We start from the raw sequence: 22,919 nt of genomic DNA on the forward strand, positions 1-22,919 counted from the left end.
CCAAAAGCGAGACCCTGAACCTACGAGTCTCCCCGACCTTTAAGCAGGTGCTTAAAGAGGCCGCAGACCACGAGCAGCGCAGCATGGTGAACATGCTCGAAGTGTTGCTGGGGGACTACTGCGACCGCAAGGGCATCGTTCCCCCTAGCCAAAAAGCTACCCCTCCTGCCCACAAGCGGGCGCGTGCAGACCGTAGGGAGCACGTGGGAGCAGCGGTATGACCTTCCGCTACATCGGTTCGAAGTCTCGGCTTATCGATCAGATCACTGCGTACATGGGGCACCCTAAACATGGGGCCTTCTTTGTGGATGCCTTCTGTGGCACGGGCGTGGTGGCTGAGGCTGCCGCTGATCTTGGCTGGAACGTGCGCATCAATGACAGCTTGCACTCTGCGGTGATTTCCGCAGGAGCACGCCTCATCAGCAGTGAGCAAGCGGCGTTCAAGAAAATCGGGGGCTACGCCAAGGCCGTCGCTAATCTCAATGCTGCCAAGCCCAAGCACGGCTTCATGTGGCGCGAGTACAGCCCAGCTTCCATGGATACGTGTGGTCTTGAACGGCGCTATTTCACCCAAGAGAACGCAGCGCGCATCGACGCGATGCGTTTATTGATCGGTGAGTGGGTAGAGGCCGGGACCATTGATGAAGTGGAAGAGCGCCTGCTCATTGCAGACCTCTTTGGAGCGCTCAATCGGGTGGCCAACATTGCGGGAACCTTTGGCTGCTTCCTCTCCAAGTGGACCAGTCAATCGCAAGACAAGATTGCGATGCGTTGCCGAGATCTCAAAGCCAGTGGTGTGCGCGTGGAAGCTAGGGTGGGGGATGTGTTTGACGTGCCGAATGCCGTGGAAGACTTGGTATATCTGGACCCCCCTTACACCAAGCGCCAATACGCAAGCTACTACCACATCCTTGAAACCGTAGCTCTTGGCGATGAGCCTGAGGTGGAGGGCGTTGCAGGGCTCCGTCCTTGGAAGGTTTTGGCTTCGGACTTTTGCTACAAGACCCGTGCGCTCAAAACACTTTCGCGCTTGGTCAAAGGCTTGAAGGCTCAAAAGGTGCTGCTCTCGTACAGCAGTGAAGGGCACATCAGCATGCCCGACATGAAGGCAGAGCTCTCGAAGATCGGCAAGTCCACGATGCACCCGCTAGGGGCCATTGGGCGCTATCGACCCAACAAGGTTGCCAGCAGCACCGCGTCTGATGTAAACGAGTTTTTGGTGGTGGTGGAGCGCCCCTTGACACAGCTTCCCAAGCCGCAGCCAAAGGCCATCAAAGCGACCAAACCCATCCTCGTGGAGAGCTATGCATGAGTGCACCGCGTCCCGTTGAAGCGGAGTACCTGTCCCCAGCAGAAGCTGCCCTCACACGGGCTGTGGGTGGAGGTCATGGGCCAGCGAGTTTTGAGCTTCGTCTTCAAGTATTGGAGGCAGCATCGGCGCGCTTTGGTGGATTCGACCTGGCAGCATTTCATGAGGCGTTTGGAACCAAGAGCAAGCGCTCGGCAGCAGAGCTCTTGGAGCTTGCCGTCCCCGTGGTTAGTGCCATCGAGCGCTCACCGATTCATCCTGCATTGGCGCTGAGTGCCTTGTCACGCGAAGCCCTGCATGAACAGGACCGAAAGAGCACGGGCGCGTATCACACGGACTTTCGATTGGCCACACGGCTGGCGCAGCTCGCAGCCCCCAAGCTCACCCACAAGAGCCGGGTAATTGATCCGGCAAGTGGTGCGGGAATTTTGCTTGCAGCACTGACCCATGCGGTGTGTGGCATGGACCGAGCCAAGACAGGTCATTGGCTGGCTCATGGCGTGTGTGCAGCGGACCTCTCGGCCAATTCACTGCGCGCAGCACTGCTGGCGCTGGCCTCCTTTACCGACGATGTATCGGCTCTCAAAGCCATGCGTGCGCGTTGGCACTGTGGCGATAGCTTGATGGCAGATCGCAAGGTCTGGGCTGCGATGGCCCCTGAGGGCTTTGATGCGGTGATCGGAAACCCCCCGTGGGAGAAGGTCAAGCTCTCGCGGCATGAGTTCTTGAAGTCCTCAGGCACCCAGCGCCACTACGGGGCTCAGATTCATGGGCTTGATGAAGATCGCTTTGCTCAGCAGCGCGATGAGGTTGCCAACTATTCCCGGCGCCTCTTGGCGCGCTACCCGGATTTGGGCAACGGTGAGCCAGACCTCTACATCGCCTTCACGGACCTCTTCTTTGAACTGTGCAAAGGGCAGGGGGTTGTGGCTGCGCTGATCCCCGGTGGCCTCATTCGTTCGCAAGGCACTCAGGCCATGCGGCAAAAGATTCTTGACGCCAGCCAAAGCGTGTCGCTCTCGATCATCGACAACCGTGCACGGTTCTTTGCCATCGACACGCGCTTTAAATTTTTGGCTGTGGCCCTCACCAAAGCTGGCTCTGAAAAGAGCAAGCGTGAGCCCATCACGCTCTTGCACGAACGGGGCACTCCCACGGGGTTGGAGACGACGGGCACCGCCACCATTGGACGTGCAGCACTGGCGGCAGTTCGGGACGATTTGAGCCTTCCTGAGGTCCGTAGCGTTGCCGAGTGGAAGCTCTTCTCGAAGATCGCAGAAGCCGGTGTGTCGTGGAAAGAGCTGGGCTGTGGCTGGACTCCGAAGTTCTGCCGTGAAGTCGATATGACCAAGGAGCGCCCCAAGTTCCTCAGTCGTGCCACCACAGGTGCTCTCCCGTTGGTGGAAGGGCGCATGGTGCATGCCCATCGCTTTGGTGTGAAAGGGCATGTGTCTGGCACTGGCCGCAGTGCACTGTGGGAGGCCTTCCCCATCGGAGGCTCGCGCCTCTCTCCGCAGTTTTGGATTCGTCCATCTGACATGCCCCGTGCAAACCAGCACCGTGCGGATGTGCTGCGCGTGGGCTTTTGCGACATTGCAGGTCAAACCAATGAGCGCTCGCTCATGGCCTCGTTGATTCCGGCTGGGGTGGTCTGTGGCAACAAAGTGCCCACGATTCTTTTCCCCGATGACCCCTCGGAAGAGCGGTTGCTCGTGTGGGTGTCCATCGCCAACAGCTTTGCTTTTGACTGGATGCTTCGGCGCGTGCTCACCACCACGGTGAATTACTTCTTGCTGCAAAGCGTTCCCATGCCAAAGCTCGCCAAAGAGGGCTTGCCATGGCAGAAGCTGGTGAGTGCTGCGCGCGAATTGCGCACACTCGATGGCGCCGGAGCTACCCGAGAAACCTACGAGCGTATGGCGCAGCTTCGTGGGGAAATTGATGCCGAAGTGGCCGTGGCCTATGGGCTTGATTTGAAGGATATGGAGCTGGTGCTCCAAGACTTCCCGATTTTGGATCGGGGCCAAATGGGGCTGCCGGGAGAGGCCAAGTCCACGATTACCCGAGACACTGTTTTGGCCGCTATGGCAAAGCGCACAGGAAGTCGCACTACAGTTTGGTCGCGCCGTGCGGTGGAGGCATGTGCGTTGGGGGCCATGGCTTATGTGCCCTCAGAGCTCGCCCTTGGGGGCGAAGAAATCGAAATTGGTTTGGGGGATAAAAACTATGGCTGAGGCTGCAAGCCAACAAGTCGCACGACTGGTTTTCAAGGAAATTCTGGACGGGGATCGAAAAAAGTTCCTGGCCAAGTCGAACAATGATGCCGAAGCTGGGGGCGGAGCAAGGGACCTGCGCTTTGGATCGGTTGACCAAGTAAAGGATACGTTAAAGCAGCTATTCCCAGAGATTGAGCAGAAGACAAACAAGGCGGGAAACGCTCAGTTCAAGGGTCTTTTCAATTGGATTGACCAGAACGGCGAGCACCAGCAGGCCACCGCTTTGTTGAAGCCACCTTACTTGAAGCGCAATGAATTTCGGATTGCCCAAGTACACAAGTACGCGTGCTTTCAGGTCCGTCCGATTCCGAAGGCTAGTGCAGGCAACAGGATATTGCTGCTCCTGATCCAGCGACATGATGGTTCAGTATGGCCACATTTTGTCGAGGAAGCTTCGTTGCGCACCCCAGGCGCTTGGGATGAGTCTGTCAGTACGCCGCTTCTCGAATGCTTGGACGCCAAACGAGCCAAGAACGTTGCCGCCATGGGATTCATCGACATATCAACCTCCGAGAAATTCTGCAATGGCAAACAATGTGTCTGAGGACTGCAAGCAGGCGTTGAAGCTTCTGGCACGATCCAGGAACGTTCTTGTGTCTGGGCCGCCTGGCACAGGCAAGTCAAAGCTGTTGGCTGAGGTTGCGCTCGCATTCTTGACACCTCCTGGCCAACAGTCGGACGCTGTGCCAAAGCATGATCCCAATAACCCTGTTCCCATTCCTCCGGCTAAGAAGGCCTCGGATGCTTTGAGTCATCAATTTCCTGGTGCGACTAAAGCGGATCGCAAGGTCTTTCGGACGGTCTTTCACCAGAATTCCAAGAACCGAGACTTCGTATCGGGCATCACACCCGCCGTGAACAAGGCGGCAGGTACCGCAGATTTCACCATCGTGAAGGGCACGTTGTACCGTGCCAGTGAACATGCGAAGGCTCCTGATGGCGCTGCTCTGTTGATCATTGACGAAATCAACCGAGGACCAGCAGTGCAGGTGTTTGGTGGCGCCATCGTGGCCATTGAGCCCGACAAACGTCTGGCCTCTGATGGGGCAAAGCGCGCCGAAACGCAGTTCTTTGAAATGCTCGATCCCAAGACGGGTGATGTGATCGAGTACGCCTTGCCTCATGACCTCTACATCTTGGCGGCGATGAACCAAGCGGATGCTTCGGTGGAGCCTTTGGATGTGGCGTTCTTGCGCCGTTGGGAGCCTCTGCGTTTGGAGCCTGATGAAGCAGCGCTGCGTGCCTTCTATGGACTTGGTGCAAAGGGTGCTAATGCTCTGCCTGATGTGCCTGCCAACGTGGGCGATGCTTTGGAAGCATCGGTGCGTGCATGGGGGGCTGTGAATACCCAAATTGCGCTTGGGCGTGGCCCCGAGTTTCAGATCGGGCATGGCGTGCTGATGTCGGATGTGAAGCCCCAAACGCTGGCACTTCCTGAGGCTCTGGGCGCGCTGTGCGTGGGTTGGGCCAAGGTGCGAGCACACGTGGAAGAGGTGTTCTTCGGGGACACCCGTGGCATTGCTACTGCCCTCAATGCACTTGATGGCCCAGCTTTCAATCCGTTCAAGATCATCGAGACGACCTTTGCCGATGACTTGCGGTTTCGCCTGGAAGGCCCCACGAATTTTGCTGAGGGGAACATCTACGCGGCACTGCGGGCATTTGCCAATCCTCGGGGGTAGCGCGTGGCGCACACCCGAACACGGCTGTCCTTGGTTGAGTACGGTGCACCCGTTGACCTGAGCCGTGCGATTGTTGATGCCATCGGGGTAGATCGCACGAAGGCCAACAGCCTGTTGATGGAGGCTGGGAGTCGTGCGGCATCGAGCCTTCGGCTCAACTACAACCCCATCAGTGTGGATGCTAAAGGCGCACGGGCCATCGATTTTGCGGGCCTCATTCGCTTGGCGCCTTCACTGGAATTGGAGGTTGCGCCCAAATTCTTGGGACTCGATGACACCGATGCTGCGTGGCGCGAGGACTTCTTTTTTCTCTCCACGCTTTCAAGGCATGGGCGCCTTTTGGCCTCTGAACGCCTCTCGGCCTCAGGAGGTACACCACGCGACCTCTCCACGTTGGTGGCGCGTTCCATCACGAGCATGTACGAGGCTCGAAAACGGCGCCCGCTGCGCAGCTATCGCAGGGTGCGTGAGGCAGACTTTTTCATCGATGGGGACCCCGACCCGGTGGACCTCATCTTTCCCTCTTCCGATGGCTTTGAGCAAGAGCTCATCCGCTTTAATCGCAAGAACGGTTGGAATGGGAACATCGTGGCTGCGGCCAAGGAGCTGCTGCCAGAGGTGAGCGACCCATCGGCTGCAAGTTCCCTGGTGCGTTTGATCGAAGACCTCTCGCCTCAAAATGCCCCTGCCAATCGTCGCAAACCCATTCCTGCACGACACAGAGCGTGGAAACCACTGCATGAGCTCTCCATTGATGTGCTTGGAGGCTTGGGCCTCAACTACAAGCAGGGGCAAGCACATGCACCGGGCTACTTGGTCGATACGTGGCGGGTGTGGGAAGACCTGTTGACGGTCGCTGCTCGATTGGGTTTTGGTCGCAATGCCGTAGTGCCTCAACGAGGCTACCCCTTGGGGACCAAGACCAAGATCAGCACGGGTGCTGTGAGCAAGCTTTCGGTGTATCCGGACTGCGTGATTGAGCCCGATGGCTTGAGGCCAAGAATTCTGCTGGATGCCAAATACAAAGGCCACGTAGAGAAGGGACAGCTTCGCATCGGTGAAGCAGACATTTACGAGGCCCTGGCCTTCGCCAAAGCCACCGGATGCAACTTGGTGGCGCTGGCCTATCCTGCGCAGCCCAGCGACGCCCCGCAGCCTGTGGGCACCTGCACGGTCTTTGAAAAGGCTGTGGTCGATGCGGTTCAGATCGTGGGCATCCAGATCGAGAGCCGTCTGATTTCAAAGACGGGAGGACTCAGACAATTTGCCGCCAACTTCGCTGTGGGTATGACTGCTGTCTTTGCTTGATGTCCAGATGCCTTGCATTTCCGGTTTCGAGTCCCGTCTACGCTCACCCCGCCGCCGGCTTCAGTGCCTCGAACCGGCGGTGCAGATCTTCCGGCCGGATGTGCGTGTATCGGCGCAGGGTGTTCCAGTTCGTGTGCCCAGACACCAAGGCAACTTCCTCGATCTTGAACCCGTACCAGAACAGCATCGAAATGCCGGTGTGGCGCAGATCGTGGAACCGTAAGTCCTTGATTTTGGGTAGCCCTGTTTCCGCAATGCGATCACGCGCGCGCTCGAATGCGGACGATGCGGATTCCATGTTGTACGGAAAAATGCGGGCGTCCAGCTTCGGGATTTCTTCCAGCAAGGTCCAGGCCGGCGTGAGAAGGGGTACCACCTGGTCGTTGTATTCCTTCTTGGTTGGGTGCTTCACCTGGCGCAGGGTAATCGTCCGGCGCTTGGTGTCGATGTCCTTCCATTGCAGGCGCCCCAGCTCGCTCAGTCGCCGTGGGAAGGCTAGCGCAAACTTGTAAAGCTGCGCCATGTCGATGGTTGTCTGGTGGTGCGCATTGCGCCGCGCAAACTCGGCTAACAGCGCCTTTTCCTCCTCCCCGTCCACCCAGCGGATGACCTCGCGGGATTTGGCAACCAGGCCCTGCTTGTTGAGGTAGTGCATGGCCTCCTGAATGACCGCGGGATCGGCGTCGACATCGTAAGCAATGCGGGCGACGCCGAAAGCGGCTGACACCGGGGAAAGGTCGGACTTGATGGTGGCGGGTGAAACCCCATCCTCGGTTTTCCGCCGGATCGCGTAGTCAATCAGGTGCTTGGGCTTGAGGTCGCGGATCAGGATCTTGTCGAACTCGTCCGCGATCTTGTTGTGGTTGTGGATCGTCGAGCGTCCCAGGAGGGGGCGCACCACCAACTGCGCATCGAGGTGCTTGCGGACGAGATCTCCAACAGTCATCTTGCTGGAGGCGTGCCTGGCCGGCCCCTCCGCCTTGACCTTGGCCTCCAGGCGATCACCCCAGGACGCTGCTTGAGCCCGAGTGTCGAAGACCTTCGACTCTGAGAAAATCAGGGCGCCGCCCTGCTTGATGCGAACCTGTGCGAGGAATTTATCGCCGCGTGGTGTGACTGACGCCATGTTGTGATCTCCAGTGCAACTTGCTTTTATGATGCGGTGCAACTGTATCGTCAAGTTGCACCGAATCGTTGCACTTGGGGCGTTTTTATCCCGTTAAATGCCCTGAAATACGCAGGCAACACCCGAGGGCAGGAGAATGAATTTAGAGCAAAATCAACAACGTACTGAAAATCTATCGCCTTGGCGGCTTAGCGTGGCTCCGATGATGGATTGGACTGACCGCCACTGCCGGTATTTCCATCGCCTGCTGACACGCCAGACCCTGCTGTACACCGAGATGGTGAACGCTGGCGCCATCATCCACGGCGGTACCGAGCGCCACCTGCGCTTCAACAGCGAAGAGCACCCGGTGGCCCTGCAGTTGGGCGGCAACGAGCCCGACAAGCTGGCCCACGCCGCGCGGCTGGGCGAGGAATGGGGCTACGACGAAATCAACCTGAACTGCGGCTGCCCCAGCGACCGGGTGCAGCGCGGCGCCTTTGGCGCCAGCCTGATGAAGGCGCCACAGCTGGTGGCCGACTGCGTGAAGGCCATGAAGGACGTCGTGGATGTGCCGGTGACGGTCAAGCACCGCATCGGCATCGACAAGGCCGAAGACTACGGCTTCGTGCGCGACTTCATCGGCACCGTGGCCGAGGCGGGCTGCACCGTGTTCATCGTGCACGCGCGCAACGCGTGGCTGCAGGGCCTGAGCCCGAAGGAAAACCGCGACATCCCGCCCCTGCGCTACGAGGTGGTCCACCAGCTCAAGGCCGAGTTTCCGCAGTTCACCATCGCCATCAACGGTGGCATCCAGACCGACGATGTGGTGCTGCAGCAGCTGGAGCACCTGGACGGCGTGATGATCGGCCGCGAGGCGTACCACAACCCCTGGTGGATGGCGCGCTGGGACCAGCTCTACTACGGCAGTCAGGGTGGTATGCCCTGCCCCCTGACCCGCGAAGAGGTGGAGCTGGCCATGGTCGAGTACATGGAGCGCGAGGCCGCGCAACACGGCACGCCCTGGCCCCACATCGCCCGCCACATGCTGGGCCTGCGCCACAGCCTGCCCGGCGCGCGCATCTGGCGCCAGGTGTGGAGCAACCACCTGCTCAAGGACCGCCCGGCGCGCGAGGTGCATGCGCTGGCCATGGCGTCCTATGCCAACACGGCGCCGGACGCTGCTGCAGAACCATTGGCGCAGGCCGTGGCCTGACCTGGCGTTCTGGCGGGATGCAAGGTGCTGGAATCCGAGCCTTCCGTGACGCCAGGCGCGCGGCCCGCAGTCGTTGTGCGCCCGCCGGTGATGGCCGATGCGCCCCGCTTCATCGCGCTGGCCTGCCAAAGCCGTGCGCTGCACGCGCCCTGGACCACCGCACCGTGCGATGCAAAGGCGTTCTCGGACTTCCTGGCAACAATGGACTCGCGCAGCAACCACAGCTTTCTGGTGTGCCTGCGCTCCGCTGACGGCGCCGAAGAGATGGCCGGCGTGATCAACATCACCCAGATCGTGATGGGAGCGTTTTGCAGTGGTTATCTCGGGTACTACGCGTTCGCGGGCCATGAGCGGCAAGGGCGCATGCGCGCAGGCCTGCAGCAAGTGCTGCTGCACGCGTTTGGGGTCTTGAAGCTGCACCGCCTGGAGGCCAACATCCAGCCCGGCAACCTGCGCTCCATCGCACTGGTACGGTGCTGCGGGTTCGTGCAGGAGGGGTTCTCGCCGCGCTACCTCAAAATCGACGGACACTGGCGGGACCATGAGCGCTGGGCTGTTCTGGCGGACTGAGTGCTGTGGCGGGCCGTGGCAGTGGTGGCCGTCCGCACCATGATGGGCAATCGTCCGGCACGGCGCCTTTGCATTTGCGAACACACTCGGGGAAGCGATCCACCACCACGCTGACAGCTATGCTCTGTGGGCGCGGAACCCAAGCCTGCGATTGCACTCTTCACCCATTCAACAACAACATCCGAGACACGGCATGCCATCGCTTGATTTCGACCTGGAGGAATCCGCCTTCCGCACGTTCTACGCGCAACAGTCCGCCGCGCTGGAGGACGCCTGTGCGGCACTGACCGGCCTGGTCGCGGCCACCGTGACGCAGGCTGGCGGGGTGGACATCACCAAGGTCGAGGGCCGGGTGAAGGATGCCGACGAGTGCATCCGCAAGTTCATCCGCAAGTACCGCCCGGCGCTGGAAGAAAGCAATACGCCGTACGACATCCAGAGCTACATCACCGACCTGATCGGCGTGCGCGTGGTGTGCCTGTACGAAGACGAGCTGGAGAAGATCGCCCAGATCATGCGCGCGCACTTTGCGGTGATCGACGTGACCGACAAGGTCAGCGCGGTGGAGAGCACCGAGGCATCGTTCGGCTACAAGGGCCTGCACCTGGACTTGCGCCTGTCTGCCGCGGAGCGCTCGTTGCCGGAGCATGCGGCCTATGCGCACCTGCCCTTCGAGCTGCAGGTGCGCACCATCATCCAGGACTCCTGGAGCGTGCTGGACCACCGCATCAAGTACAAGAAGTCGATCCCGGGCCAGCTCAAGCGGCGCATCAACGTGCTGTCGGCGCTGTTCGAGCTGGCCGACCGCGAGTTCCGCCAGATCCGCGACGCCACCGCCGCCGAGCTGTTGCAGGCGCCGGACGAGACTGCCGAGCCCTTGCCCGGCGATGACGCTGCGGCGGAAGGCGATGTCGATGGCGCCCAGGCACCGGCCAAGGCGGCAGCGCCCAGCAGCGAGCTCAACGCATTCACCTTCCTGAAGATCGCCACGCACTTCTTCAAGGACTTCGAATTCGAGCCCTCCAAGGTGGACGGCTTCGTGGACGACATCCAGGCATGGTCGCCCGGCATGACCCGCGCACGCTTCAACGCGCTGATGCGGGAGACGGTGGGCGTGGTCAAGCGCTACAAGCAGCACTTTGAGGAGCAAAACCCTAAAGCCAGCTTCAACCCCTACACCGTGATCCGGCACTGCCTGTACCTGAGCAACAAGGCAGCGTTTCGCCCCGCCCTGCGCAACTCGGCGCGGGAGTCCTTCGAGTCGTGGATGCAGGAACAGGGCGAGCCCAAACCGCATTGACCACGCTCGAAACATGCAGTGGCGCTGGCCTGCTCAGCGCAACGTGCTATTGATTTGATAGTGGACCAACGATAGTGCGGCCGAGCAGGCCGGCACACTGCAGGCCGCACGCCATGTCGCATAGGCGACTTGAGACTGGTGGTTTTCCTCCATGCGCTTGTTACCAAGTGCTGCTATATTGCACTGCAACATAACGGAGTTTCGCCCATGCTGTACCACATCTACGAGACACAGCGCTCTCTGATGGAGCCCTTCACTGATTTCGCTCAAGCAGCTGCCAAGCTCTACAGCAATCCTCTGTCGCCCTTCAGCCAGAGCCCCTTGGCGCAGCGCATGTCCGCTGGCTACGACCTGCTGTACCGGCTGGGCAAGGACTACGAAAAGCCATCGTTCGACATTCCCTCGGTGGACGTGAACGGCGTTGGCGTGGCGGTGCACGAACGCATCGAGCTGGACAAGCCGTTTTGCGAGCTGCGCCGCTTCAAGCGCTTCTCGGACGACCCGGCGACCCTGGTCAAGCTCAAGGCCCAGCCCGTGGTGCTGATCGTGGCTCCGCTGTCGGGCCACTACGCCACGCTGCTGCGCGACACGGTGCGCACCATGCTCAAGGACCACAAGGTCTACATCACCGACTGGAAAAACGCGCGCCTGGTGCCACTGTCGGACGGCGAATTCCACCTGGACGACTACGTGAACTACGTGCAGGAGTTCATCCGCCACCTGCAAGGCATCTACGGCAACTGCCACGTGATCAGCGTGTGCCAGCCCACGGTGCCCGTGCTGGCCGCCGTGTCCCTGATGGCCAGCCGCGGCGAGACCACGCCGCTGACCATGACCATGATGGGTGGCCCCATCGACGCGCGCAAGTCGCCGACGGCGGTGAACAACCTGGCCACGAACCGCAGCTACGAATGGTTCGAGAACAACGTGATCTACCGCGTGCCCGACAACTTCCCAGGGGCCGGCCGCCGCGTGTACCCCGGCTTCCTGCAGTACACCGGCTTCGTGGCCATGAACCCCGACCGGCATGCCACCAGCCACTACGACTATTTCAAGGACTTGATCAAGGGCGACGACGCGAGCGCGGAAGCCCACCGCAAGTTCTACGACGAGTACAACGCCGTGCTGGACATGGACGCCGACTACTACCTGGAAACCATCGAGACGGTGTTCCAGGAATACAAGCTGGTCCACGGCACCTGGGACGTGCGCTCGCCGGACGGCAAGATCGAGCGTGTGCGCCCCGAGGACATCAAGACCACCGCCCTGTTCACGGTGGAGGGTGAGCTTGACGACATCTCCGGCTCCGGCCAGACCGAGGCAGCCCACGGACTGTGCAGTGGCATCGTGCACAAGGAGCAGCGCCACCTGGAAGCCAAGGGCGCAGGCCACTACGGTATTTTCAGCGGCCGCCGCTGGCGCGAAGTCGTGTATCCGCAAGTGCGCGCCTTCATCCACGGCCACGAAAAGCCCCAGAAGAAAGCCGCTCCCCGCGTGATCGAAACGCCGGACGACAACCCGCCCGCACCCGCTGCGCCGGCTCCGAAAGCGGCCGTCGCAGCCAAGGCGGTCGCGCCAAAAGCCGCTCCAGCCAAGTCGGCACCGGCCAAAGCAGCCACCAAGACAGCGCCCCAGCCTGCGGCCAAAGCCACGAAAGCAGCCGCAAAGACTGGGTCCAAGCCAGCCCCCAAGGCCGCATCGGCCGCTGCTGCCGCATCGTCGGCCGCAGCGCCTGCCGTGGCCACCCGCTGGGTGACCCCGGCCGCGGCAGGCCGCGGCAAGGCGACGGCCACCGGGGCTGCCAGCCCTGCTGCTGCAGCCGCCACCGCCGATGCGCCCGAATCGGCCAAGGCCTCCGTTACCGCAGCGGCCACGCCCCGCACCCGCCGCGGCGCGGCGCGCAAAGCTTGATCGCCGCGCTTCGCACGCCACCCACGCCGCCTGCCGCCACCGCCGCGCTCGCGGCGCGGATCAATGCGGCCCTGCCGCAGACGCAGTGCACGCGCTGCGGCTACCCGGACTGCAGCGCATACGCCCAGGCGATCGCTGACGGCCTGGCCGCCATCAACCAGTGCCCACCGGGGGGCGCCGAAGGCATCGAACGGCTGGCGGCCATCACCGGCCTGCCGGCAGCGCCCCTGAGCGCGGAGCACGGCCAGGAAGCACCGCGCGCTGTGGCCTTCATTGATGAATCCTGGTGCATCGGTTGCACGCTGTGCATCAAGGCCTGCCCCACCGACGCCATCGTGGGGTCGAACAAGGTGATGCACACCGTGATCGAGCCCTACTGCACGGGGTGCGAGCTGTGCATTCCGGTCTGCCCGGTCGATTGCATCCAGCTGGAGAACGTGACCGGCACTGCGACTGGCTGGGCGGCCTGGTCGGCCCCTCTGGCCCGGCAGGCGCAGCAACGCTACGCGGCACACCGCGAGCGCTTGCCGCTGGATGCGATAGCGGACGATGAGCCCGCAGATGGTGCCGTGACCGCCGCGCCGTCGGCCCCGCGCAGCGATGCCACGGACGCTGCTGCGCCCGCACCAATGGGCGCAGCGGACGACGCCCAGGCAGTGCGCAAGGCGGCCATCGCAGCCGCGATGGAACGTGCCCGGCAACGCCGGGCGCAGGCGCCCCGCTAGTACGCGAACGGGCTGGCCCGCGGCAGCCGGCGCATGCAGGCAACTCGCTCGATCCCGCCCCGTTGCGATCAGCGCGCGGCCAGCTTCTTGTACACGCCGCAGCCCAGGTACAGGTCGCCCACGCGGCTCACATACGACATCTTGGTCTGCACCGCGCCGGAGGCCGGGTTGACGATGTCGTACTCCACCCAGCCCGGTGCATGGTCGGCCTGCGCCACGATATCGCTCACCAGCTGGTCACCCGCAATGCCCGGAATGTCCTGCACCCGCGTGCCCACCTTGGCAGGGTTGCCGCCGAAGGCCCGGTAGGTTCCGCCGGTGTCGAGCGCGAACACGTACATGTCGCGGTCGTGGTAGGGCTGGCTTTTGTCCGTGATGCTGCGCAGGAACTGCTCGCGCGAGGAGCTCTTGTGCAAGGCCACGGCCCGGTGCACCAGCGCCACCGCCTCCTCGGCTGTCCCCTGCTGCAGACGAAACGCCGACACCGCGCGCGACAGCGTAGACGCGCGGCTTTCCAGCGCCTCAGCCTGCTGCACCGCCTGGCCCACCATCTGCGCGTTGTGCTGGGTGATCTGGTCGAGCTGCTGCACGGCAGCGCTGACCTCGCGCAGGCCGGTGCTTTGCTCGGTGCTGGATCCCGATATCTCGCTCATGCTGGCCGCCACGCTGCGGATCCCGCTCGCCATGTCCGCAATGCCCTCGCCCGCGGACCGGATCAGGCCGGCGCTGGTTTCCACCTGGCTCACCGACGCGCCGATCAACTCGCGGATCTCGCGGGCTGCATCGCCCGAACGCTTGGCCAGGGTGCGCACCTCGGCCGCCACCACCGCAAAGCCCCGGCCCTGCTCGCCAGCGCGCGCAGCCTCCACCGCGGCGTTGAGCGCCAGGATGTTGGTCTGGAATGCGATGCTGTCGATGACCCCGATGATCTCGGTCATGCGGCGCGCGCCCTGCTGGATCGCCTCCACCGACTGCACCGCGCGGTCCATCGCCTGCGCGCCCTGGTCGGCCGCCTGCCGCACCTGGGCAGCGCGCGCGTCGGCACTCTGGGCCGTCTGGGCGTTGTTCTGCACGGCGGACGAAAGCTGTTCGACGCTGGCCGCGGTCTGCTCGAGGTTCGCGGCCTGCTGCTCGGTGCGGTCGGCCAGCGAGCGGTTGCCCTGGGCCAGGCTCTGCCCGGCATGGGCCACCAGCGCGGCGTTGCTGCGGATGTCTGCCACCATCGATGACAGCGTGATCACCATGCGGTCGAGCGATTGGGCCATCTGCGCCACCTCGTCCCTGCCATGGCTGGCACCGGCACGCGCGCACAGGTCGCCTTCCTGCGTGCGCTCGATGGCCTGCGCGAGGGTGCTCAGGTCGGCCGACAGGCTGGCGTAAAGCGCCACCAGCGCATACAGCACCACGGCCGCCGCCAGCGCCAGCAGCCACCAGGGCGCGCCGGCCACGGCCGCGGCGAGTGCCAGCGTCACCAGCACGCCCAGCGTCAGCAGCTTTCCCGGCAAGCGCCACCTGCGCATCCACCCCAATCCCGGCCTCAGCGGCAGAAATGCTGACATCTTGTCTCCTCTTATCGTTCTGGTAGTGGCCGAAATCCTAGGGGGACGCACTTACTGTGAATTGACAGCGGGCGTCGGTGCGGGTTTGCACCAATGCGTGCGCCGGGCCCTCGGACGGCGGGCCGCACCCATCGCCCATAATGACGCCCCATGAATCCCCTGCTTTCCCATCTACAGCCCTACCCGTTCGAGCGGTTGCGGCAGCTCTTTGCCGGGGTCACGCCCCCCGCCAACTACGGCCCCATCAGCCTGGGCATGGGGGAGCCGCGCCATCCTACCCCTCAGTTCATCAGGGATGCACTCAGTAACAACCTCGATGGCCTGGCCAGCTACCCGGCCACCGCGGGGGATTTGAAGCTGCGCGAAGCGTTCACCGGCTGGATCGCACAGCGCTATGCGCTCCAGCTCGACCCTGCCACCCAGGTGCTGCCGGTCAACGGCTCGCGCGAGGCGCTGTTCGCATTTGCCCAGACGGTGATCGACCCGTCCCGGGGGCAGGCGCTCGTGGTCTGCCCCAACCCCTTCTATCAAATCTACGAGGGCGCGGCCCTGCTCTCGGGGGCGCAGCCCTACTACGCGGCCAGCGACCCGGCCCGCAACTTCGCGGTCAACTGGGACACCGTGCCGGAATCCGTCTGGAAGCAGACGCAGCTTCTGTTCGTATGCTCGCCCGGCAATCCCACCGGCGCCGTGATGCCGATCACCGAATGGCAAAAGCTGTTCGACCTGAGCGACCGCTATGGCTTCGTCATCGCCTCGGACGAGTGCTACAGCGAAATCTACTTCCGCGACGAGCCTCCCCTGGGTGGACTGCAGGCCGCCCACCGGCTGGGCCGGCACGATTTCAAGAACCTGATCTCGTTCACCAGCTTGTCCAAGCGCAGCAATGTGCCCGGCATGCGCAGCGGTTTCGTGGCAGGCGACGCGGCCCTGATCAAGGCCTTCCTGCTGTACCGCACCTACCACGGCAGCGCCATGAGCCCCATCGTGCAGGCGGCCAGCATCGCGGCCTGGGGCGACGAGCAGCACGTGGTCGAAAACCGCGCGCGCTACCGCAAGAAGTTCGCCCAGGTCACCCCCCTGCTGGCGGGCGTGATGGACGTGGCCTTGCCCGACGCAGGTTTCTACCTGTGGGCCAAGGTGCCCGACGCCCTGGGCATGACGGACGCCGAGTTCGCGCGGGCCCTTCTGGCTCAATACAATGTCACGGTGCTGCCCGGCAGCTACCTGGCCCGCGAGGCCCAGGGCAGCAACCCCGGCGCCCAGCGCGTGCGCATGGCCCTGGTGGCCGAAACCGAAGAATGCGTGGAAGCCGCGCTGCGCATCGTGCAATTCATCCAATCCCGTACTGCCTGATCCGATCCCTGATCCACAGACGACCGACTTACCGACCGATCGATAGAACGACGACAACCATGACACAACAACTGCAAACCCTCATCGACAACGCCTGGGACAACCGCGCCAGCCTCTCTCCCGCTGCCGCCCCCAAGGAAATCCAGGACGCTGTCGAGCACGTGATCGCCGAGCTGAACAACGGCACGCTGCGCGTGGCCACCCGTGAAGGCGTGGGCCAGTGGACCGTGCACCAGTGGATCAAGAAGGCCGTGCTGCTGTCGTTCCGCCTGAAGGACAACGAACTCGTGAAGGCCGGCGACCTGGGCTTCTACGACAAGGTGCAGACCAAGTTCGCGCATCTGTCCGAAGAACAAATGAAGGCCACCGGCGTGCGCGTGGTGCCGCCTGCCGTAGCCCGCCGCGGCAGCTTCATCGCCAAGGGCGCGATCCTGATGCCGTCGTACGTGAACATCGGCGCCTACGTGGGCGAAGGCACCATGGTCGACACCTGGGCCACCGTGGGCTCGTGCGCGCAGATCGGTGCCAACGTCCACCTGTCGGGCGGCGTGGGCATCGGCGGTGTGCTGGAGCCGCTGCAGGCAGGCCCCACCATCATCGAAGACAACTGCTTCATCGGCGCGCGCTCCGAAGTCGTCGAAGGTGTCGTCGTGGAAGAGCACTCGGTGCTGGGCATGGGCGTCTACCTGGGCCAGAGCACCCCCATCTTCAACCGCGCCACGGGCGAGATCAGCTACGGCCGCGTGCCCTCGGGCTCGGTGGTGGTGAGCGGCAACCTGCCCAAGACCGCCGCCAACGGCGCGCCGTACAGCATGTACGCCGCCATCATCGTCAAGCAGGTGGATGCGCAGACCCGCTCCAAGACCAGCATCAACGACCTGCTGCGCGACTGAGCCATCGAACGGTTGACCGGACCACTCGCCGCGCGGCACGATCAGCGCCACAGACGATAACGACACCAGAGGGACACACCATGAGCACGATGGAACGGATTCTTCGCCTGATGGCCGAGAAAAAGGCGTCCGACGTCTACCTGTCGGCCAATGCGCCTGCGCTGATCAAGATCAACGGCGAGTGCGTGCCGATCAACAACCAGATCCTGCCCGCCGACGCGCCGCGCAACCTGCTCTCCGAGGTGGTCCCCCCGGACCGCATCGAAGAGCTGGAAGAGACCGGCGAGCTCAACATGGGCGTGCCGCTCAGCGGCGTGGGCCGGTTCCGGGTCAGCGCCATGCGCCAGCGTGGCAGCTACGCGGTGGTGATCCGCTTCATCTCGCAGCACATCCCCGAGTTCGACTCGCTGGGCCTGCCGCCCGTGCTGCGTGAGCTCATCATGGAAAAGCGCGGCCTCATCCTGATGGTGGGTGCCACGGGCTCGGGCAAGAGCACCTCGCTGGCGTCGATGATCGACACCCGCAACGAGTCGCTCACCGGCCACATCCTCACCATCGAGGACCCGGTCGAGTACCAGTTCCGCAACAAGAAATCCATCGTCAACCAGCGCGAGATCGGCAGCGACACCCAGTCGTTGCAGACAGCGCTGAAGAACGCGCTGCGCCAGGCGCCCGACGTGATCCTGATCGGCGAAATCCGCGACCGCGAGACCATGTCCGCCGCTATCGCCTACGCGCAGTCGGGCCACCTGTGTCTGGCCACGCTGCACGGCAACAACAGCTACCATGCGCTCAACCGCATCCTGAGCTTCTACCCGGTGGAAGTGCGCCCTACCATGCTGGGCGACCTGGCTTCCGCGCTCAAGGCCGTGATCTCGCAGCGCCTGGTGCGCAAGATCGACGGCTCGCGCGTGCCCGCCGTGGAGGTCATGCTCAATTCCAAGCTCGTCTCCGAGTTGATCGAAAAGGGCGACTTCTCCGGCGTGAAGGAAGCCATGGAAAAGTCCATGGCCGAAGGCTCCCAGACCTTCGAAGAAGCCTTGGCCCAGCTCATCATAGACGCCAAGATCGACCGCAAGGAAGGCATTGCCTACGCAGACTCGCCCACCAACCTGATGTGGCGCCTGCAAAACGACTTTTCCCTGGCGGCCAACGCCGCCAAGGCCCAGAAGGAAGCGCGCGATGCGCCCGATGACCAGCCCTCGTTCACCGAGATCGTGCTGGACGTCAAGCCCGCCGCCTGAACGACACTTTTCACGCCCCGATGTCCCGCACACTGCACCTCGCCGAACAGCTCATTGCCCTGCCCTCCATCACCCCCGAGGACGCCGGGTGCCTGGATCTTCTGGCCGCCCGCCTGGCGCCCCTGGGTTTCGTGTGCGAACGCCTGGACAGCGGCCCGGCAGACTTCCGCGTCAGCAATTTATGGGCAAAAAGACCTGCAGCGCTCGCTGAGCGTGCGCAAGCAGCTATCAAAACCATAGTATTTGCAGGCCACACCGATGTCGTTCCCACCGGGCCGCTGACACAGTGGAGCAGCGACCCCTTTGTGCCCACGCACCGGGACGGCAAGCTCTTCGGCCGCGGCGCCAGCGACATGAAGACCTCGATCGCCGCCTTCGTGGTGGCGGTCGAAGAATTCCTCGCCGCCACGCCCGAGCCGCTGATCACGCTGGCGTTCCTGCTGACCAGCGATGAAGAAGGCCCGTCCGTCGACGGCACCAAGGTCGTGGTCGAGCAGCTGCAGGCGCGCGGCGAGCCCCTGCACTACTGCATCGTGGGCGAACCCACATCGGTGGAGCGCACCGGCGACATGATCAAGAACGGCCGCCGCGGCACCCTGAGCGGCAAGCTCACCGTGCGCGGCATTCAGGGCCACATTGCCTACCCGCAACTGGCGCGCAACCCCATCCACCAGGCGCTGCCGGCACTGGCTGAGCTGGCCGCTACCGAATGGGACCAGGGCAACGCCTTCTTCCCGCCCACCAGCTGGCAGATCAGCAACATGCACGGTGGCACCGGTGCCACCAATGTGATTCCGGGCGAAGCGGTGATCGATTTCAACTTCCGCTTCTCCACGGAGTCCACGGCCGAAGGCCTGCGCGAGCGCGTGCATGCCCTGCTCGACCGCCACGGCCTGGAGTACGACCTGCGCTGGACGCTGGGCGGCCAGCCTTTTCTCACGACGCCCGGCGAGCTGGTCAGCGCGGTGCAGCAGGCCATCGCCGCTGAAACCGGCCTCACGACCGAGCTGTCCACCACCGGCGGCACCAGCGACGGCCGCTTCATCGCCCAGGTCTGCCCCCAGGTCATCGAGATGGGGCCGCCCAACGCCACCATCCACAAGATCGACGAGCACATCGTCGTGGCCGACATCGAGCCACTCAAGAACATCTACCGCCGCACGCTGGAGAACCTCGACGCTGCGGCGAGGGCCGCTGCATGACGACCGTGCAGGAGCTCATCGACACCGTCGCCGCGCGCCTGGATGCCGCGGGGGTGGCTTTCGGCCACGGCACCACCAACGCGTTCGATGAGGCCGCCTGGCTGGTGCTCTGGCAGCTGGGGCTGCCGCTCGATGATCTCGATCGCGTGGAAGGCATGCCCATCACTGGCGAGCAGCGCGACGAGGTCGAGGCCCTGCTGAACGAGCGCATCACCACCCGCAAACCCGCCGCCTACCTGACGCAAGAGGCCTGGCTGCAGGGCATACCGTTTTATGTGGACGAACGCGCCATCGTGCCGCGCAGCTTCATTGCCGAGCTGCTGGCCGATGGCAGCGTGGACGAATTCCTGAGCGAGAACACCCGCCGGGTGCTCGACCTGTGCACCGGCAACGGCAGCCTGGCCGTGCTGGCCGCCATGGCCTGGCCCGAGGTGGTGGTGACAGGAGCGGACATCTCGCCCGATGCCCTCGCCGTCGCGCGCATCAACGTCGACAAGCATGGCCTGCAGGACCGCATCACCCTGCAACTGTCGGACGGCCTGGCAGCCCTGCCCGGCCCGTGGGACCTGATCCTGTGCAATCCACCGTATGTGAACGCAGCCAGCATGGCAGCACTGCCCGCGGAGTACCGCGCGGAGCCAGAGCTCGCACTGGCGGGCGGCAGCGACGGCATGGACTTCATCCGCCAGCTGTTTGCGGCTGCGCCGGCATGCATGAGCGAAGACGCTGTGATCGTGCTGGAGATCGGCAACGAGCGTGAAAATTTTGAAGCAGCGTTCCCCCAACTGCCGGTTTTTTGGCTCGACACCAGTGCAGGCGAAGACCAGGTTTTGCTGGTGACCCGGCAGGCCCTGATCGCCGAAACCCACCTCACGGCACAATAGAGGGTTGCGCGCCACGGGTTTGGGCACCGGTTCGACCGGTTGCAAAGCCCTGGCCCCCTTGATTTTCAATGCCACCCGCCCCGTGCGGGTGCGCCTTTTTCTGAGCTCCGGATGATCACCCTCAAGAACGTTACCCTGCGACGCGGCGCCAAAGTCGTGCTCGACAGCGTGTCTGCCACCATCAACCCCGGCGAGAACGTCGGTTTGGTGGGGCGCAATGGCGCGGGCAAGTCCAGCCTGTTTGCGCTGCTCAGCGGCAAGCTGCACGAAGACGGCGGGGACTTTCACATCCCCAGCAGCTGGCGCATGGCAGAAGTCGCGCAGAACATGCCCGAAACCGACCAGTCGGCCACGGACTTCGTCCTGGAGGGTGACACGCGCCTGGCCGAAGTACAGCAGCAGTTGCTGGACGCCGAGGCCAGCGACGATGGCATGGCCATCGCCCACGCCTACTCGGACCTGCACGACGCTGGTGCGCACGACGCGGTCGCGCGAGCGCAGGCGCTGATCCTGGGCCTGGGTTTTCGGGTCAGCGAACTCGACAACCCGGTCGACAGCTTCTCGGGCGGCTGGCGCATGCGCCTGCAATTGGCGCGCGCGCTGATGTGCCCCAGCGACCTGCTGCTGCTCGACGAGCCCACCAACCACTTGGACCTGGACGCCCTGGTCTGGCTGGAAGCCTGGCTCAAGCGCTATGCGGGCACCATGATCGTGATCAGCCATGACCGCGAGTTTCTGGATGCCATCACCAACGTGACCCTGCAGATCCAGGCCGGCCAATTGAACCGCTACGGCGGCAACTACAGCAAGTTCGAGGAGCTGCGCGCGCAGCAGCTCGAGCTGCAACAGGCCAGCTTCTCCAAGCAGCAGGAGAAGATGGCCCACCTGCAAAAATTCATCGACCGCTTCAAGGCCAAGGCCAGCAAGGCCAAGCAGGCGCAAAGCCGCGTCAAGCAGCTGGACCGCATGGAGAAGATCGCTCCAGTGCTGGCCGAGGCCGACTTCACCTTCGAGTTCAAGGAACCGGCCAACCTGCCCAACCCGATGCTGGCCATCAGCGATGCATCGTTCGGCTATGTGGACGACGAGGGCGTGCCCACCACCATCCTCTCGGGCGTGAACCGCTCGGTGCTGGCAGGCCAGCGGATCGGCATTCTGGGTGCCAACGGCCAGGGCAAGTCGACCCTGGTGAAGACCATCGCGCGCACCATGAAGGCGCTGGGCGGCAGCGTGACCGAGGGCAAGGGCCTGAACATCGGCTACTTCGCGCAGCAAGAGCTCGATGTGCTGCGCCCCGCGGAGAACCCGCTGGAGCACATGATCCGCCTGGCCAAGGAGCTGGGCCCAGACCTCAAGCAACCCAGCCGCGAACAGGACTTGCGCAGCTACCTGGGCACGTTCAACTTCACGGGCGACATGGTCAAGCAGGCTGTGGGCACGATGAGCGGAGGGGAAAAAGCCCGCCTGGTGCTGGCGATGATCGTCTGGCAACGCCCCAACCTGCTGCTGCTGGACGAGCCCACCAACCACCTGGACTTGGCCACCCGCGAAGCCCTGGCCATGGCGCTCAACGACTTCGACGGCACCGTCATGCTGGTCAGCCATGACCGCGCGCTGCTGCGCTCGGTCTGCGAGGACTTCTGGATGGTGGGCCGCGGCGTGGTGGGGCCCTTTGACGGGGACCTGGACGCCTACCAGCGCTACCTGCTCGATGAATCCCGGCGTCTGCGCGAAGAGGCACGACTGGCCGATCAGGCGCAGACGTCCACAGCGCGTGCGGACGCCCCCGCTGCGGCTGCCACGCCGCCCGCACCAGCCGCAGCGGCTGCACCACCGGCCCCTGCAGCCGCCCCCGTGCAGAGCACTCCTGTGGCTGCCCCATCCCCTGCTCGCGATGGACGGGAACAGCGCAAGCTCGATGCCCAGGCGCGGCAACAGCAGGCCGAAAAGACCAAGCCGCTGAAAAAAGAGCTGGAGCAAATCGACAAACGCCTGGCAGCGCTCTCGGCCGAACGGGCCACCCTGGAGCACAAACTGACTGAATCGCTCGCCCCGGCAGACATCGCAGACTGCGGAAAACGGCTGAAAGCCGGCCATGACGAGACGGCGCGGCTGGAAGAAAGATGGCTTGAAATTTCTTCGCTGCTGGAGGAAATTCAGGCGGCCGTCGCCGGATAAAAATGTAAAATCCTGTAAGAGATGCTGGATGATTTTGGCATCCAGCGCTTTCTGGGCAACAACTTTTTGCTACAAATAGAGTAGCGGTTTGGAAGCTGAAGAACAGGGGCGTTGCGGTTGCATTTTTTTGCGAAACGCTGTCAACGCATCCGGATGGGCCCGCGTTGTTGGTACATCACAGGAGTTTTTCAGTATGAATAC

Annotated in this window: 18 protein-coding genes; 16 read left to right on the forward strand and 2 right to left on the reverse strand. The window is 63.3% G+C overall.

Annotated elements, in window-relative coordinates:
* The first annotated feature begins 217 nt into the window (after window positions 1–217).
* The 5 genes from ACIGHN_RS12810 to ACIGHN_RS12830 are packed head-to-tail and all read left to right on the forward strand — an operon-like array spanning window position 218 to window position 6,575.
* A complete protein-coding gene (locus ACIGHN_RS12810; protein WP_396504656.1) occupies window positions 218–1,312 on the forward strand; it encodes a DNA adenine methylase in 1,095 nt (364 codons plus the stop codon).
* The gene (locus tag ACIGHN_RS12815; protein WP_396504657.1) at window positions 1,309–3,543 is read left to right on the forward strand and encodes an Eco57I restriction-modification methylase domain-containing protein; all 2,235 of its coding nucleotides are present in this window, start codon (window positions 1,309–1,311) and stop codon (window positions 3,541–3,543) included. The genes ACIGHN_RS12810 and ACIGHN_RS12815 overlap by 4 nt, the downstream gene beginning before the upstream one ends.
* Window positions 3,536–4,129, forward strand: a complete 594-nt coding sequence (locus ACIGHN_RS12820; protein WP_396504658.1) for a hypothetical protein — start codon at window positions 3,536–3,538, stop codon at window positions 4,127–4,129. The genes ACIGHN_RS12815 and ACIGHN_RS12820 overlap by 8 nt, the downstream gene beginning before the upstream one ends.
* Window positions 4,110–5,267, forward strand: a complete 1,158-nt coding sequence (locus ACIGHN_RS12825) for an AAA family ATPase (RefSeq protein ID WP_396504659.1) — start codon at window positions 4,110–4,112, stop codon at window positions 5,265–5,267. Before ACIGHN_RS12820 ends, ACIGHN_RS12825 begins: the two co-directional genes overlap by 20 nt.
* A gap of 30 nt (window positions 5,268–5,297) precedes the next feature.
* Entirely contained in the window at window positions 5,298–6,575 is a 1,278-nt protein-coding gene (locus ACIGHN_RS12830) for a hypothetical protein (protein ID WP_396504660.1), read from the forward strand.
* Between the two features lie 43 nt (window positions 6,576–6,618).
* Here ACIGHN_RS12830 and ACIGHN_RS12835 read toward each other — a convergent pair whose 3' ends face one another.
* Window positions 6,619–7,701 carry a tyrosine-type recombinase/integrase gene (locus ACIGHN_RS12835; protein ID WP_396504661.1) on the reverse strand — a complete coding sequence of 361 codons (1,083 nt, stop codon included), beginning with the start codon at window positions 7,699–7,701 and terminating at the stop codon, window positions 6,619–6,621.
* Window positions 7,702–7,837: 136 nt separating this feature from the next.
* On the opposite strand from ACIGHN_RS12835, the gene dusA reads away from it, so the two are divergent.
* From dusA to rsxB, 5 genes are all read left to right on the forward strand, one after another.
* The gene (dusA, locus tag ACIGHN_RS12840; protein ID WP_396504662.1) at window positions 7,838–8,896 is read left to right on the forward strand and encodes a tRNA dihydrouridine(20/20a) synthase DusA; all 1,059 of its coding nucleotides are present in this window, start codon (window positions 7,838–7,840) and stop codon (window positions 8,894–8,896) included.
* A gap of 45 nt (window positions 8,897–8,941) precedes the next feature.
* Window positions 8,942–9,466, forward strand: coding sequence for a GNAT family N-acetyltransferase (locus tag ACIGHN_RS12845; protein WP_396504663.1), 525 nt, complete (start codon window positions 8,942–8,944; stop codon window positions 9,464–9,466).
* Between the two features lie 193 nt (window positions 9,467–9,659).
* Window positions 9,660–10,766, forward strand: a complete 1,107-nt coding sequence (locus ACIGHN_RS12850) for a GTP pyrophosphokinase family protein (RefSeq protein ID WP_396504664.1) — start codon at window positions 9,660–9,662, stop codon at window positions 10,764–10,766.
* Between the two features lie 207 nt (window positions 10,767–10,973).
* Window positions 10,974–12,677 (forward strand): polyhydroxyalkanoate depolymerase, encoded by a 1,704-nt coding sequence (locus tag ACIGHN_RS12855; RefSeq protein WP_396504665.1) that lies wholly within the window; start codon window positions 10,974–10,976, stop codon window positions 12,675–12,677.
* The gene (gene rsxB, locus ACIGHN_RS12860; protein WP_396504819.1) at window positions 12,677–13,402 is read left to right on the forward strand and encodes an electron transport complex subunit RsxB; all 726 of its coding nucleotides are present in this window, start codon (window positions 12,677–12,679) and stop codon (window positions 13,400–13,402) included. The genes ACIGHN_RS12855 and rsxB overlap by 1 nt, the downstream gene beginning before the upstream one ends.
* Window positions 13,403–13,470: 68 nt before the next feature.
* On the opposite strand, the gene ACIGHN_RS12865 is transcribed toward rsxB, so the two are convergent.
* Window positions 13,471–14,961, reverse strand: a complete 1,491-nt coding sequence (locus ACIGHN_RS12865; protein ID WP_396504666.1) for a methyl-accepting chemotaxis protein — start codon at window positions 14,959–14,961, stop codon at window positions 13,471–13,473.
* 150 nt (window positions 14,962–15,111) lie between these two features.
* Between ACIGHN_RS12865 and dapC the strand changes: the two genes are divergently transcribed.
* The 6 genes from dapC to ACIGHN_RS12895 all read left to right on the forward strand — a co-directional run bounded on the left by dapC (window position 15,112) and on the right by ACIGHN_RS12895 (window position 22,718).
* Complete coding sequence (gene dapC / locus ACIGHN_RS12870) at window positions 15,112–16,317, forward strand: succinyldiaminopimelate transaminase (protein ID WP_056412250.1); 1,206 nt, start codon at window positions 15,112–15,114, stop codon at window positions 16,315–16,317.
* Between the two features lie 59 nt (window positions 16,318–16,376).
* Window positions 16,377–17,210 carry a 2,3,4,5-tetrahydropyridine-2,6-dicarboxylate N-succinyltransferase gene (dapD, locus tag ACIGHN_RS12875; RefSeq protein ID WP_396504667.1) on the forward strand — a complete coding sequence of 278 codons (834 nt, stop codon included), beginning with the start codon at window positions 16,377–16,379 and terminating at the stop codon, window positions 17,208–17,210.
* An 80-nt stretch (window positions 17,211–17,290) separates the two neighbouring features.
* Window positions 17,291–18,454 carry a PilT/PilU family type 4a pilus ATPase gene (locus ACIGHN_RS12880; protein ID WP_396504668.1) on the forward strand — a complete coding sequence of 388 codons (1,164 nt, stop codon included), beginning with the start codon at window positions 17,291–17,293 and terminating at the stop codon, window positions 18,452–18,454.
* Window positions 18,455–18,474: 20 nt separating this feature from the next.
* Window positions 18,475–19,656, forward strand: a complete 1,182-nt coding sequence (gene dapE, locus ACIGHN_RS12885; RefSeq protein WP_396504669.1) for a succinyl-diaminopimelate desuccinylase — start codon at window positions 18,475–18,477, stop codon at window positions 19,654–19,656.
* Window positions 19,653–20,540, forward strand: coding sequence for a 50S ribosomal protein L3 N(5)-glutamine methyltransferase (prmB, locus tag ACIGHN_RS12890; RefSeq protein ID WP_396504670.1), 888 nt, complete (start codon window positions 19,653–19,655; stop codon window positions 20,538–20,540). Before dapE ends, prmB begins: the two co-directional genes overlap by 4 nt.
* 111 nt (window positions 20,541–20,651) lie before the next feature.
* Complete coding sequence (locus tag ACIGHN_RS12895) at window positions 20,652–22,718, forward strand: ABC-F family ATP-binding cassette domain-containing protein (RefSeq protein WP_396504671.1); 2,067 nt, start codon at window positions 20,652–20,654, stop codon at window positions 22,716–22,718.
* The last annotated feature ends 201 nt before the right edge of the window (window positions 22,719–22,919 follow it).

The organism is Acidovorax sp. NPDC077693 (genome assembly GCF_044542805.1).
In the GTDB taxonomy this organism is placed as follows: Bacteria; Pseudomonadota; Gammaproteobacteria; order Burkholderiales; family Burkholderiaceae_C; genus Acidovorax.

Coding starts and splice junctions, on each gene's coding strand:
- dusA (WP_396504662.1), top strand. CDS start 7,838: ATGAATTTAGAGCAAAATCAACAACGTACTGAAAATCTATCGCCTTGG.
- ACIGHN_RS12835 (WP_396504661.1), bottom strand. CDS start 7,701: ATGGCGTCAGTCACACCACGCGGCGATAAATTCCTCGCACAGGTTCGC.
- ACIGHN_RS12850 (WP_396504664.1), top strand. CDS start 9,660: ATGCCATCGCTTGATTTCGACCTGGAGGAATCCGCCTTCCGCACGTTC.
- ACIGHN_RS12895 (WP_396504671.1), top strand. CDS start 20,652: ATGATCACCCTCAAGAACGTTACCCTGCGACGCGGCGCCAAAGTCGTG.
- ACIGHN_RS12825 (WP_396504659.1), top strand. CDS start 4,110: ATGGCAAACAATGTGTCTGAGGACTGCAAGCAGGCGTTGAAGCTTCTG.
- ACIGHN_RS12820 (WP_396504658.1), top strand. CDS start 3,536: ATGGCTGAGGCTGCAAGCCAACAAGTCGCACGACTGGTTTTCAAGGAA.
- dapD (WP_396504667.1), top strand. CDS start 16,377: ATGACACAACAACTGCAAACCCTCATCGACAACGCCTGGGACAACCGC.
- ACIGHN_RS12815 (WP_396504657.1), top strand. CDS start 1,309: ATGAGTGCACCGCGTCCCGTTGAAGCGGAGTACCTGTCCCCAGCAGAA.
- dapE (WP_396504669.1), top strand. CDS start 18,475: ATGTCCCGCACACTGCACCTCGCCGAACAGCTCATTGCCCTGCCCTCC.
- ACIGHN_RS12855 (WP_396504665.1), top strand. CDS start 10,974: ATGCTGTACCACATCTACGAGACACAGCGCTCTCTGATGGAGCCCTTC.
- prmB (WP_396504670.1), top strand. CDS start 19,653: ATGACGACCGTGCAGGAGCTCATCGACACCGTCGCCGCGCGCCTGGAT.
- ACIGHN_RS12880 (WP_396504668.1), top strand. CDS start 17,291: ATGAGCACGATGGAACGGATTCTTCGCCTGATGGCCGAGAAAAAGGCG.
- dapC (WP_056412250.1), top strand. CDS start 15,112: ATGAATCCCCTGCTTTCCCATCTACAGCCCTACCCGTTCGAGCGGTTG.
- ACIGHN_RS12865 (WP_396504666.1), bottom strand. CDS start 14,961: ATGTCAGCATTTCTGCCGCTGAGGCCGGGATTGGGGTGGATGCGCAGG.
- ACIGHN_RS12810 (WP_396504656.1), top strand. CDS start 218: ATGACCTTCCGCTACATCGGTTCGAAGTCTCGGCTTATCGATCAGATC.